The following is a 12,649-nucleotide window of genomic DNA, read 5'->3' as shown; positions in this document are numbered from 1 at the left end:
GGGGAAATTAAAAATGGCGAAAATGTATTATAACCAAGATGTAAACGAAGAGGTACTTAAAGGAAAGACAATTGCAGTGATCGGGTATGGTTCTCAAGGCCACGCACATGCTCAAAACTTGAAAGAATCCGGTTTTGACGTAATCGTTGGTGTGCGTCCGGGCAAATCATTTGACCAGGCTAAAAATGATGGCATGAAAGTGGCTACTGTCAAAGAAGCGGCAGAAGCAGCAGATGTCATCATGATCTTAGTACCGGATGAAAAACAAACGCAAATTTACAACGCCGAAATCAAACCGTCCTTAACAGCCGGAAAATCATTGGTTTTCGCACACGGCTTTAATATTCACTTTAACCAAATTGTTGCGCCTGAAGACGTAGATGTCTTCTTGGTAGCTCCAAAAGGCCCTGGCCATCTTGTCCGCCGTACGTACGAAGCGGGCGCTGGCGTTCCAGGATTGATTGCCATCCATCAAGATGTTTCGGGCCAAGCTCAGGAAGTGGCGCTTGCTTACGCGAAAGGAATCGGAGCTACACGCGCGGGCGTTTTGGAAACAACATTCAAAGAAGAAACCGAAACAGATCTATTTGGAGAACAGGCCGTTCTTTGCGGCGGCGTGACTTCGCTTGTGAAAGCAGGTTTTGAAACACTGGTCGAAGCCGGATACCAACCGGAACTTGCGTATTTCGAATGTATGCACGAATTAAAGCTGATCGTTGACTTGATGTATGAAGGTGGATTGTCAGGAATGCGCTATTCCATTTCCGACACGGCTCAATGGGGAGATTTTGTTTCAGGACCGCGCATTGTCGATGCAGATACAAAAGCCCGCATGAAAGATGTGTTGACGGATATCCAAACAGGAAAGTTTGCAAAAGGCTGGTTGCTTGAAAACCAGTTGAACCGCCCGGAATTCACGGCGATCGAAAAAGCGGAAGAAGCTCATCAAATCGAACAAGTTGGACGTGAATTGCGTGCGATGATGCCATTCGTTAACGAAGGCAAAAAAACCAAACAAAAAGAGGTGGCTGCCAATGTCACAAATTGATATTTTCGATACGACATTGCGAGACGGAGAACAGTCGGCCGGGATCAACTTGAATACAGCAGAGAAAATCGAAATCGCCCGCCAGCTTGAACGTCTGGGAGTGACGATTATCGAATCAGGGTTTCCTGCTTCATCTCCAGGAGACTTTGACGCTGTGCAGCGAATCGCAGGCACGGTGAAGAATTCCATCGTAACGGGGCTGGCCCGTTCGATGCAAGGTGATATTGACCGAACATGGGAAGCGCTGAAAGGAGCGGAACAGCCGCATATTCACATCTTTTTGGCTACTTCGCCAATCCATATGGAAACGAAACTATTTAAAACACCCGAACAGGTAGTTGAACTGGCTGTGGAATCTGTCAAATACGCGCGCAAGTTCTTCCCGTTGGTCCAGTGGTCAGCGGAAGATGCTTCCCGTTCAGACCCAGAATTCCTCGCTCACATTATTCGTAAAGTCATTGAAGCAGGGGCCACGACCATTAACCTGCCGGATACAGTCGGCTATGCTACACCGAAAGAATACGGAGCGATGTTCAAATACATGACTGAAAACGTAGCAGGAATCGAAAAAGTGAAGCTGTCCGCGCATTGCCATAATGATTTGGGAATGGCAACAGCCAACACGTTGGCTGCGATTGAAAATGGCGCCACTCAAATTGAAGGAACCATCAACGGCATCGGAGAGCGCGCCGGCAACGTGGCACTGGAAGAAATTGCAGTCGCTTTGCATATCCGCAAACAGATCTTCAATATCGAGACGGGCATCAACCTTCATGAAATCAAGCGCACAAGCCAATTGGTCAGCCAGTTGACAGGAAGCTTGATCCAGCCGAACAAAGCTGTTGTCGGGAAAAATGCATTTGCCCATGAATCCGGCATCCATCAGGACGGCATGCTAAAGAATCCATTGACTTATGAAATCATTACACCGGAATTGATTGGCGATGCAGCAACCGAATTGGTGCTGGGCAAACATTCCGGGCGCCATGCCTTTAAAGACCGCGCCGTCAAAATGGGCTTTGATTTAACGGATGAAAAGCTGAACAATGCATTTATCGAGTTTAAGAAATTAGCAGACCGCAAGAAAGAAATTATAGAAGACGATCTATACGTATTGCTAACGGACCAGCAGATCCACGATACCGAAACACCGGTTTACAAGTTGGAAAGTGTGCAAGTGCAATATGGCACGGCAAATATTCCAACAGCTACCGCTTCTGCTTATCACCCGAATGGTGAATTGATTAGCGAAGCTGCAACTGGAGCTGGATCGGTTGAAGCAATCTTCAACACATTGGAACGAATTGTCGAAGGCAAAGTCCATATTCTAGATTACCGGGTAACATCTATCGGCAAAGGGCGCGATGCCTTAGGCGAAGCGGTTATCAATATGAGCTATAACGGAGAGACGGTTACCGGCCGAGACGTTGCACAGGATGTCCTGGAGGCAACAGCAAAAGCATATTTGAATGCAGTTAATCGCCAAATTGTCCAAGTCGGAAAGAAAGTCCGAATGTCTGCAGTGTAAGAACGAACAGATCGAAAGAGGAGGAATTTAAAATGAAAAAAACAATAGCGGTATTGCCAGGAGACGGAATCGGACCAGAAGTAACAGATGCAGCGGTAAAAGTGCTGCAATCCATTGCAATGCGTTATGGACATACTTTTCATTTAAAGCATGCAGCGATCGGAGGAACGGCGGTTGATCAATTCGATAACCCGCTGCCTCAGCAAACCATTGATGTTTGTGATGCCAGCGATGCAATTCTCCTCGGTGCAGTCGGCGGACCGAAATGGGACGACAATCCGGCTCACTTGCGTCCGGAAAAAGGGCTTTTGAACATCCGGAAGCATTTCGACTTGTTCGCCAACATCCGTCCGGTTAAAGCGGTGCCGGCATTGCTTGCTTCTTCTCCGTTAAAAGAAGAGGTGGCGAAAGAAGTGGACATGGTTATTGTCCGTGAATTGACCAGCGGCTTGTATTTCGGGGAACCGAAACGCCGATCTGAAAAATCAGCAGTGGACACCTTGGTTTATACGAGAGAAGAAATCGAGCGGATCGTCAATCAGGCGTTTGAAATTGCCCGTACACGAAGAGGCAAAGTAACGTCAGTTGATAAAGCCAATGTATTGGAAACCAGCAAACTATGGCGCGAAGTTGTGGAAGAGCGGAGAAAAGCGTATCCGGATATCGAAGTAGAGCATATGCTGGTCGATTCAGCAGCAATGAAGCTCATTACCGATCCACGTGCTTTTGATGTGGTGGTAACCGAGAACATGTTCGGTGACATCTTGAGTGATGAAGCTTCGGTCATCACCGGCTCGCTTGGCATGCTGCCGTCTGCCAGCATCCGTTCAGACGGCTTCGGCCTTTACGAACCCGTACACGGTTCGGCACCGGATATTGCAGGGCAAAACAAAGCGAATCCATCGGCCGCGATTTTGTCTGCTGCTATGATGCTTAAGCATTCATTCGGTCTTCACACAGAAGCGGCAGCCATTGAAAAAGCTGTCATGGACGTTTTGGAAGATGGCTATTGCACAGGAGATCTGGCTGGAGAAGGAAAACGCGTAGTTTCAACCGATCGATTTGTCACTAAAGTTGTGGAAGAGCTGGAAAGAGAATTTGTATCAGAACACATCATGTATTCTTATGTGTAAGTGAAAGGAGCGGTTCGCATGGCAAAAACAATTATCGAAAAAATTTGGGAACAACATATCGTCTTTGAAGAGCAAGGAAAGCCGGACCTGCTATACATCGATCTTCATTTATTGCATGAGGTGACATCCCCGCAAGCGTTTGAAGGGCTTCGGTTGAATGGACGAAAAGTCCGCCGGCCGGATCTTTGTTTTGCGACCATGGACCATAACGTGCCAACACGCAACCGGGAAACCATCACCGATCCGATTTCACGGAAACAAATTAAGACCTTGCAGGACAATTGCGATGAATTTGGTGTTCCGCTTGCCGGCATTAATCATCCGGACCAGGGGATTGTCCACGTTATCGGACCGGAATTGGGTTTGACGCAACCCGGTAAAACCATTGTCTGCGGAGACAGCCATACTTCGACACACGGAGCCTTTGGCGCTTTGGCATTCGGCATTGGTACGAGTGAAGTCGAGCACGTCCTTTCCACCCAAACGCTCTGGCAATCAAAGCCGAAAACGATGGAAGTGCGGATTGACGGCAAGCTGGGCTTTGGTGTGTCTTCCAAAGACGTCATCCTAGCCATTATTTCGAAATTTGGCATCGATATGGGAACCGGGCATATTATGGAATATACAGGAGAAGCCATCCGTGGATTGTCGATGGAAGAGCGGATGACCATTTGCAATATGTCGATTGAAGCCGGCGCACGCGCAGGGCTGATCAGTCCGGACCAAACGACGGTGGAATACTTAAGAGGGCGCAGACATGTGCCTGAAGGCGATGCGTTTGAAAAAGAAGCAGCTCGGTGGCTGGCTCTTGCGACAGACGAAGGTGCGCAGTACGACACGTCAGTAACGATTCATGCAGATGAAATTTCCCCATTCGTCACATGGGGTACGAATCCTTCAATGGGTTCAGGCATCGCGGAACGGGTTCCATCCGCCGCGGATTACAACAAGCAGTCAGATAAAGATGCGTTGAAGCAAGCTTTGGCTTATATGCATTTGGAAGAAGGCACTCCGCTTTCGTCGATTGATATTCAGCATGTCTTTATTGGCTCCTGCACAAATGCCCGTCTTGGCGACTTGCGTGCAGCCAGTGAAATCATCAAAGGCAAGAAAGTGCATCCAGCGGTTACGGCGATTGTCGTTCCTGGATCTGAAACGGTCAAACGTGCTGCAGAACAGGAAGGACTGGATCAAGTGTTTCTTGAAGCTGGCTTTGAGTGGCGCGAAACCGGATGCAGCATGTGTCTGGCGATGAATGAAGACTCGGTGCCTGCTGGCGAACGCTGCGCATCCACGTCTAACCGGAATTTTGAAGGACGCCAAGGAGCGGGATCGATGACACATTTGGTGAGTCCTGTAATGGCGGCAGCCGCTGCGATCGAAGGCCATCTGACGGATGTTCGCAATTACATGAAAGAGCCCGTACCATCCGCATGACAGGCAGAAATGAGGAGGCCAAACGATGAAGCCGATTAATAACATCTCAAGCGTCTTAACACCGCTTGAACGCAAAAACGTAGATACCGACCAAATCATCTCAAAAGAATTTTTAAAGCGCATTGAACGAACGGGATTCGGCAAATATTTGTTTTATCATTGGCGCTTTCATGCTGATGGGTCACCGATAGAAGACTTTGTTTTGAACGACCCCCGATTTAACGGCTCCGAAATTTTAGTTGCACAAGAAAATTTCGGCTGCGGTTCTTCTCGTGAACATGCTCCGTGGGCGATTTTGGATTACGGATTCCGCGTAGTCATCGCTCCCAGCTATGCAGACATCTTCTATAACAACTGCGTGAAAAATGGGATCTTGCCGATCCGCTTAAAAGATCAGGAAGTCAATGAACTGATCGACAAAGGGCAGCGTCAGGAATTCAAATTGGAAATCAGTTTGGAAGATCAGACGGTCACAGCCCAGGACGGCACGCACTATGAATTTGAAATCGATCCTTACTGGAAAGAAATGCTGTTAAAAGGCTGGGATGAGATTGCATTAACATTCCAATACGACGCCTATATTGCGGCTTATGAAGAAAGACAGAGCCGGACTTGATAGAATGCAGCAAAACAATAGGACAACCCTTAACTAGACGGCCCTTTACGCAAGTTGTGAAGGGTCTTTATTTTTGGACTTTTTTGTCTATAAGCCAATCACTTGCAGGCTGTTGACAAGCATTTCAGCATTTGTTAATTTAAAGTGTGTACTTTAACGCTTTAGCAAACTAAAGGAGAGTTTATTTATGAATGCAGTTGTTATCGCTGTCTTAGTCATGCTCGTATTGAGCTTGTTGCGTGTGAATGTCGTCTTTGCCTTACTGATTGGCGCACTTGCAGGTGGATTAAGCGGTGGATTATCATTTACCGATACATTAACATCATTTACTGGAGGATTAGGCGAGGGTGCGACCATTGCGCTCAGCTATGCCATGCTCGGTGGATTTGCCGTAGCGATTTCGCGGACGGGCATACCGGAGCTGCTTGTGTCAGGCGTTTTGAAGCTGGTCAACAAAGACGGAGAGGCGACACGGGAAAATCTAGCAAAAGCTCTCATCATTATTGCACTTTTAGCAATGGCCATCTTCTCGCAAAACTTGATTCCAATCCACATTGCTTTTATTCCTTTATTGGTTCCACCAATTTTGTACATTTTAAATGAATTGCGAATTGACCGCCGGCTGATTGCGGCTGTCCTGACATTTGGTCTGACAGCACCATATATTCTGTTGCCATATGGCTTTGGCCTAATTTTCCATGAGATAGTCTTTACGCAGATGCAGCTTGCAGGGCTTACTATCGATATGGCAGACATTCCGAAAGCAATGGCCATTCCGGTAGCTGGCTTGTTGGTCGGCTTGATCATTGCGGTGTTTGTTTCGTATCGCAAGCCGAGAGACTACCGTAAAACAACTTCTACTATAGAAGGAACTCTGAAAAAGACAGCATCATTAAAAGATGTGATCGTCACGATTGTGGCCTTGATCGCGGCTTTATACGCCCAGGTCCAGACAGACTCGATGATTATTGGTGCACTGGCCGGAATTCTTGTGCTGTATGTCTTTGGTGCAATGAAATGGCGTGAAGCCGACGACGTTCTTACAGAAGGCATGCGCATGATGGCATTTATCGGCTTTGTCATGATTACCGCCAATGGCTTTGCATCAGTCATACAAGCGACTGGAGCCGTCGAGCCGCTCGTTGAAAGCGTCTCGGATCTGTTTGCTGGCAATAAGGGTCTCGCAGCACTGGCGATGCTTGTCGTCGGTTTGTTCGTAACGATGGGCATCGGCTCATCGTTTGCGACGATTCCAATCATTGCTGCTATCTTTGTTCCGTTGAGCTTGGAGTTCGAATTTTCGACCATGGCGATCATCGCCTTGATTGGTACCGCAGGCGCATTGGGTGATGCGGGATCTCCTGCTTCTGACTCAACGCTTGGGCCGACTGCCGGACTGAACGTCGATGGACAGCACAATCACATCTGGGATACTTGTGTTCCGACCTTCCTCCATTACAATATTCCCTTGGTAATTTTCGGTTGGGTTGCTGTGATGTTATTGGGATAAGCTCGAAATGTTCGGACTATTCCCGTCGGACTTGAAGTTCTAAAATATCCTGTTATACTAATAAAAGCGAATTGAAAAGAATTTCGTGGAAAGCCTTGCGGAATTCTTTTTTCTTTTGTATAATGGTGAATGTTGGTCTTTGACTGCGATGAAGCGAGAGGTTACCGATACACCCGGCCGCTTTGCCATGGCGAGTGATTGGAAAATTTTCGTGGAGAATGTCTATCAAAAATAGGCGAAAAGGAGGGAAAATAATGGCAAAACAAAAAATTCGTATCCGTTTAAAAGCATATGATCACAGAATTCTTGATCAGTCTGCCGAGAAAATTGTAGAAACCGCAAAACGTTCAGGTGCAAGCGTATCGGGTCCGATACCGTTGCCGACTGAAAGATCGGTCTACACCATCTTACGTGCTGTCCATAAGTACAAAGATGCTCGTGAGCAATTTGAAATGCGCACACACAAACGTCTAATCGATATCGTTAACCCGACACCACAAACTGTTGATGCGTTAATGAAACTTGATTTACCGTCAGGCGTTGACATTGAAATTAAACTTTAATCGGTAAACGAAATAGAAAAAACATAAAATAACCACAGGAGGTGTGACAACATGACCAAAGGAATCTTAGGTAGAAAAATCGGTATGACGCAAGTTTTTGCTGAGAACGGTGATTTAATCCCTGTAACTGTTATTGAAGCTGCTCCAAACGTAGTACTTCAAAAGAAGACAGTTGAGGTAGACGGCTACGAAGCAATCCAATTAGGTTTTGAAGATAAGCGCGAAAAGCTTTCAAACAAACCTTCTAAAGGACACGTAGCAAAAGCAAACACTGCTCCTAAGCGCTTCATTCGCGAACTTCGCAATGTAAACTTAGCTGATTACGAGATTGGTCAAGAAGTCAAAGTAGATGTATTCGCAGAAGGCGATGTAGTAGATGTCACAGGAACAACAAAAGGTAAAGGTTTCCAAGGTGTTATTAAACGCCACGGACAATCTCGCGGACCAATGAGTCACGGTTCACGTTACCACCGTCGTCCTGGTTCAATGGGTCCGGTTGCTCCTAACCGCGTATTCAAACAGAAGAAATTACCTGGTCAAATGGGTGGCACAACAATTACGATTCAAAACCTTTCGATCGTGAAAGTAGATCTTGAACGTAACCTGCTTCTTATTAAAGGTAATGTTCCTGGTTCTCGCAAAGCATTGATCCGTGTTAAAACGGCAATTAAAGCGAAATAATAATTTTTTAGAGAAAGGAGGAAACAAAAATGCCTAAAGTAGCTTTATTAAATCAAACAGGTTCACAAGTGGGCGACATCGAATTGAACGACTATGTATTCGGTATCGAACCAAATGAATCAGTGTTATTTGACGCAGTAGTGTCTCAACGCGCTTCACTTCGTCAAGGTAACCATAAAGTAAAAAACCGTTCTGAAGTAGCTGGTGGTGGTAAAAAGCCATGGCGTCAAAAAGGAACTGGACGTGCTCGTCAAGGGTCGATCCGTTCACCACAATGGCGCGGAGGCGGTATCGTATTCGGACCAACTCCACGTAGCTATAGCTATAAGCTTCCTAAGAAAGTCCGTCGTTTAGCTCTACGTTCTGCACTTTCATCTGCAGTAATCGGAGAAAACCTGATGGTACTTGAAGGATTGACATTTGATGCACCGAAAACAAAATCTTTCAACCAGTTGATCCAAGATCTTTCAATTGGCAAAAAAGCTTTGTTCGTAACTGCTGACCTTGATGAGAACGTTGCAAAATCTGCACGTAACCTTCACGGAATGACAGTTGTAGCAGCAGATGGCATTAACGTACTAGACTTGCTTGGACATGACAAAATTGTTATGACAAAAGCAGCGATTGAGAAAATTGAGGAGGTGCTTAGTTAATGGAAGCACGTGATGTAATTAAACGTCCAGTCATTACTGAGCAATCATCTGAAGTAATGGCAGAGAAAAAGTACACTTTTGAAGTGGACACTCGCGCAAACAAAACACAAGTTAAACAAGCAGTGCAGGAGATCTTTGGCGTGAAAGTTGAGAAAGTCAACATCATGAACTACAAAGGGAAATTCAAGCGCATGGGCAAACACGCAGGATACACAAACAAACGCCGCAAAGCGATTGTTAAATTGACTGCTGAATCTAAAGACATCGAGCTATTCGAAATTTAATTTCTATAAGTTCTTAAAGAACTATTAAAGAAGGAGGGAAACAACGTGGGGATAAGAAAATATAAACCTACCACTAACGGTCGTCGTAACATGACGAGTTCAGATTTCGCTGAAATCACTACGAACAAACCTGAAAAATCGCTTTTACGACCTGTAAAGCGCAAGGGCGGCCGTAATAACCAAGGTAAAATAACTGTACGCCATCACGGTGGTGGACATAAACGTCAATACCGTGTTATCGATTTCAAACGTAACAAAGATGGCATTCCAGGACGCGTTGCTACAATCGAGTACGATCCTAACCGTTCTGCGAACATCGCATTGATTCATTACGCTGATGGTGAGAAACGTTACATCCTCGCTCCTAAAGGAGTCGAAGTTGGAACTCAACTTATGTCAGGTATTGAAGCAGACATCAAAGCGGGTAACTCTTTGCCGTTGTCTAACATCCCAATGGGTTCTACAATCCATAACATCGAATTGAAGCCAGGCGGCGGCGGACAACTAGTTCGTTCTGCAGGAACTTCAGCTCAAGTATTGGGTAAAGAAGGAAAATACGTAACAGTTCGTTTGCAATCAGGCGAAGTTCGCATGATTCTTGCTACTTGCCGCGCAACTATCGGTGCAGTAGGAAATGAGCAACACGAATTGATCAACATTGGTAAAGCAGGACGTAACCGCTGGAAGGGCAATCGCCCAACAGTCCGCGGATCTGTAATGAACCCGAACGATCACCCACACGGTGGTGGTGAAGGACGCTCGCCAATCGGACGTAAATCACCAATGTCTCCTTGGGGTAAACCAACTCTTGGTTACAAAACACGCAAGAAAACGAACAAATCAGATAAATTTATCGTGCGTCGTCGTAAAAAATAATTTGATTCCGCTACGGTTCGTCAAAAGAACCGTGGTGCGATCACGAAGGGAGGATCCCACATGGGCCGCAGCTTGAAAAAAGGACCTTTTGTTGATGATCATCTTATGAAAAAAGTTGAAGCACAAAAGGACTCTGAGAAAAAACAAGTGATCAAAACTTGGTCTCGCCGTTCTACAATTTTCCCGACATTCATCGGACAAACAATCGCAGTATACGATGGTCGTAAGCACATCCCTGTATACGTGACTGAAGACATGGTGGGCCATAAACTAGGCGAATTCGCACCAACACGCAAATACGCTAGTCATGGTGCAGACGATAAGAAAACAAGACGTTAATTGAGAGGAGGATTTCCCCATGCAAGCAAAAGCTGTCGCTAGAACAGTACGTATTGCTCCTCGTAAAGTCCGTTTAGTAGTAGATTTAATCCGAGGCAAGCAAATTGGCGAAGCTGTTGCGATTTTAAACCACACTCCGAAAGCAGCATCTATTGTTGTTGAGAAGTTATTGAAATCTGCAGCTGCTAACGCTGAACACAACTACGAAATGGATCTGAATGACTTGGTCATCAGTGAAGTATTCGTTGACGAAGGACCAACACTTAAACGTTTCCGTCCACGTGCAATGGGACGCGCAAGCGCGATTAATAAACGCACAAGCCACATCACACTAGTGGTATCTGACAAGAAGGAGGGATAATTCGTGGGACAAAAAATACATCCAATTGGGATGCGTATCGGAATCATTCGTGATTGGGAATCTAAATGGTACGCTGAGAAAGATTATGCGACACTTCTTCACGAAGATATTAAAATCCGTGAATATGTTGAAGCACGTTTGAAAGAAGCTTCAGTTTCTAAAATTGAAATTGAACGCGCTGCAAACCGTGTTAACGTAACAATTCACACTGCGAAACCAGGTATGGTAATTGGTAAAGGTGGATCTGAAGTAGAAGTACTTCGCAACCAACTGAACTCTATGACTGGCAAGCGTGTACACATCAACATTATCGAAATCAAAAGAGCTGACCTTGATGCAAGATTGGTTGCTGAAAGTGTTGCACGTCAATTGGAAAACCGAGTATCTTTCCGTCGTGCACAAAAACAAGCAATCCAACGCACTATGCGTTCTGGCGCTAAAGGAATCAAAACTCAAGTATCTGGACGTCTAGGCGGCGCTGACATTGCGCGTGCTGAACACTACAGTGAAGGTACTGTTCCGCTCCATACACTTCGCGCTGACATTGATTATGCGCATGCTGAAGCAGACACAACTTATGGTAAGCTTGGCGTAAAAGTATGGATCTACCGCGGTGAAGTCCTTCCAACTAAGAAGAAATCTGAGGAAGGAGGCAAATAATATGTTAATGCCTAAACGCGTTAAATATCGTAGAGAGCACCGAGGCAAGATGCGCGGGGAAGCTAAAGGCGGTAAAGAAATCGCATTCGGCGAATTTGGTCTCCAAGCTTTAGAATCATCTTGGATCACTAACCGTCAAATCGAAGCAGCACGTATTTCCATGACTCGTTACATGAAACGTGGCGGTAAAGTCTGGATCAAAATTTTCCCTCATAAACCATATACGAAAAAGCCTCTAGAGGTTCGTATGGGATCTGGTAAAGGTTCACCTGAAGGCTGGGTAGCCGTTGTCAAAACTGGTAAAATCATGTTCGAACTTGGTGGAGTATCTGAAGAAGTGGCACGCGAAGCATTGCGCCTAGCATCTCACAAACTTCCGATCAAAACGAAGTTCATCAAACGCGAAGAAATTGGTGGTGAATCGAATGAAAGCTAATGAAATCCGTGACCTAACCACTGCTGAGATTGAACAAAAAGTGAAATCACTGAAAGAAGAGCTTTTCAACCTTCGCTTCCAATTGGCTACTGGTCAATTAGAAAACACTGCTCGCATCCGCGAAGTACGTAAAGCGATTGCCCGTATGAAAACTGTGATTCACGAAAGAGTACTCAGTGGCAATAACTGATAAATCGAGAGGAGGTTTGCAAGTATGACTGAGCGTAACCAACGCAAAGTATACACAGGCCGTGTTGTGTCTGACAAAATGGACAAAACCGTTACAGTAATGGTTGAAACTCAAAAGAAGCACGCATTCTATGGCAAACGTGTAAAATACTCTAAGAAATATAAAGCTCATGATGAGCTAAACGAAGCGAAAATGGGCGACGTAGTTCGCATCATGGAAACTCGTCCGTTATCAGCTACAAAACGTTTCCGCGTATTGGAAATTGTAGAAAAAGCGGTTATCATTTAATTTAAATAATTTCGGAACCTAAGAAATTCCGGAGGGAGGTTACCTA

The 12,649-nt window shown here is 45.6% G+C and carries 17 protein-coding genes; all 17 read left to right on the top strand.

Going from position 1 to position 12,649, the window contains the following annotated elements; all coding sequences use genetic code 11:
- The first annotated feature begins 13 nt into the window (after positions 1-13).
- The 17 genes from ilvC to rpsQ all read left to right on the top strand — a co-directional run bounded on the left by ilvC (position 14) and on the right by rpsQ (position 12,603).
- Positions 14-1,048, top strand: a complete 1,035-nt coding sequence (gene ilvC / locus AC4EHK_RS17765; RefSeq protein WP_490980070.1) for a ketol-acid reductoisomerase — start codon at positions 14-16, stop codon at positions 1,046-1,048.
- Complete coding sequence (locus tag AC4EHK_RS17760) at positions 1,035-2,576, top strand: 2-isopropylmalate synthase (RefSeq protein WP_308788700.1); 1,542 nt, start codon at positions 1,035-1,037, stop codon at positions 2,574-2,576. The genes ilvC and AC4EHK_RS17760 overlap by 14 nt, the downstream gene beginning before the upstream one ends.
- A 32-nt stretch (positions 2,577-2,608) precedes the next feature.
- Complete coding sequence (gene leuB, locus AC4EHK_RS17755; RefSeq protein WP_490980069.1) at positions 2,609-3,709, top strand: 3-isopropylmalate dehydrogenase; 1,101 nt, start codon at positions 2,609-2,611, stop codon at positions 3,707-3,709.
- Between the two features lie 18 nt (positions 3,710-3,727).
- Positions 3,728-5,146, top strand: a complete 1,419-nt coding sequence (gene leuC / locus AC4EHK_RS17750) for a 3-isopropylmalate dehydratase large subunit (protein WP_490980068.1) — start codon at positions 3,728-3,730, stop codon at positions 5,144-5,146.
- Positions 5,147-5,171: 25 nt separating this feature from the next.
- Entirely contained in the window at positions 5,172-5,762 is a 591-nt protein-coding gene (gene leuD / locus AC4EHK_RS17745) for a 3-isopropylmalate dehydratase small subunit (protein WP_490980067.1), read from the top strand.
- Between the two features lie 187 nt (positions 5,763-5,949).
- A complete protein-coding gene (locus AC4EHK_RS17740; protein WP_490980066.1) occupies positions 5,950-7,272 on the top strand; it encodes a Na+/H+ antiporter family protein in 1,323 nt (440 codons plus the stop codon).
- A 254-nt stretch (positions 7,273-7,526) separates the two neighbouring features.
- Positions 7,527-7,835 carry a 30S ribosomal protein S10 gene (gene rpsJ / locus AC4EHK_RS17735; RefSeq protein ID WP_006828927.1) on the top strand — a complete coding sequence of 103 codons (309 nt, stop codon included), beginning with the start codon at positions 7,527-7,529 and terminating at the stop codon, positions 7,833-7,835.
- Between the two features lie 51 nt (positions 7,836-7,886).
- Positions 7,887-8,516: a 50S ribosomal protein L3 gene (gene rplC / locus AC4EHK_RS17730; protein ID WP_142830543.1), complete on the top strand. Its 630-nt coding sequence runs from the start codon at positions 7,887-7,889 to the stop codon at positions 8,514-8,516.
- Positions 8,517-8,545: 29 nt separating this feature from the next.
- On the top strand, positions 8,546-9,169 hold the full coding sequence (gene rplD / locus AC4EHK_RS17725; RefSeq protein ID WP_146559454.1) for a 50S ribosomal protein L4: 624 nt from the start codon (positions 8,546-8,548) through the stop codon (positions 9,167-9,169).
- On the top strand, positions 9,169-9,453 hold the full coding sequence (gene rplW, locus AC4EHK_RS17720) for a 50S ribosomal protein L23 (protein WP_006828930.1): 285 nt from the start codon (positions 9,169-9,171) through the stop codon (positions 9,451-9,453). Before rplD ends, rplW begins: the two co-directional genes overlap by 1 nt.
- Positions 9,454-9,498: 45 nt before the next feature.
- Positions 9,499-10,329 (top strand): 50S ribosomal protein L2, encoded by an 831-nt coding sequence (gene rplB, locus AC4EHK_RS17715; protein ID WP_490980065.1) that lies wholly within the window; start codon positions 9,499-9,501, stop codon positions 10,327-10,329.
- 60 nt (positions 10,330-10,389) lie between these two features.
- Positions 10,390-10,668 carry a 30S ribosomal protein S19 gene (gene rpsS / locus AC4EHK_RS17710; protein ID WP_006828932.1) on the top strand — a complete coding sequence of 93 codons (279 nt, stop codon included), beginning with the start codon at positions 10,390-10,392 and terminating at the stop codon, positions 10,666-10,668.
- Between the two features lie 19 nt (positions 10,669-10,687).
- Positions 10,688-11,029, top strand: coding sequence for a 50S ribosomal protein L22 (gene rplV / locus AC4EHK_RS17705; protein WP_006828933.1), 342 nt, complete (start codon positions 10,688-10,690; stop codon positions 11,027-11,029).
- A gap of 3 nt (positions 11,030-11,032) precedes the next feature.
- Positions 11,033-11,689: a 30S ribosomal protein S3 gene (rpsC, locus tag AC4EHK_RS17700; RefSeq protein ID WP_049694551.1), complete on the top strand. Its 657-nt coding sequence runs from the start codon at positions 11,033-11,035 to the stop codon at positions 11,687-11,689.
- 1 nt (position 11,690) lies between these two features.
- The gene (rplP, locus tag AC4EHK_RS17695) at positions 11,691-12,125 is read left to right on the top strand and encodes a 50S ribosomal protein L16 (protein WP_142830549.1); all 435 of its coding nucleotides are present in this window, start codon (positions 11,691-11,693) and stop codon (positions 12,123-12,125) included.
- Positions 12,115-12,315: a 50S ribosomal protein L29 gene (rpmC, locus tag AC4EHK_RS17690; protein WP_006828936.1), complete on the top strand. Its 201-nt coding sequence runs from the start codon at positions 12,115-12,117 to the stop codon at positions 12,313-12,315. Before rplP ends, rpmC begins: the two co-directional genes overlap by 11 nt.
- A gap of 24 nt (positions 12,316-12,339) precedes the next feature.
- Positions 12,340-12,603 carry a 30S ribosomal protein S17 gene (gene rpsQ / locus AC4EHK_RS17685; RefSeq protein ID WP_008432511.1) on the top strand — a complete coding sequence of 88 codons (264 nt, stop codon included), beginning with the start codon at positions 12,340-12,342 and terminating at the stop codon, positions 12,601-12,603.
- Positions 12,604-12,649 lie beyond the last annotated feature (46 nt).

The sequence above is a fragment of the Planococcus sp. TJ-307 genome (assembly GCF_058268435.1).
Note: the sequence above shows the minus strand (reverse complement) of the source record. Positions and strands in the feature narration are given on the sequence as shown.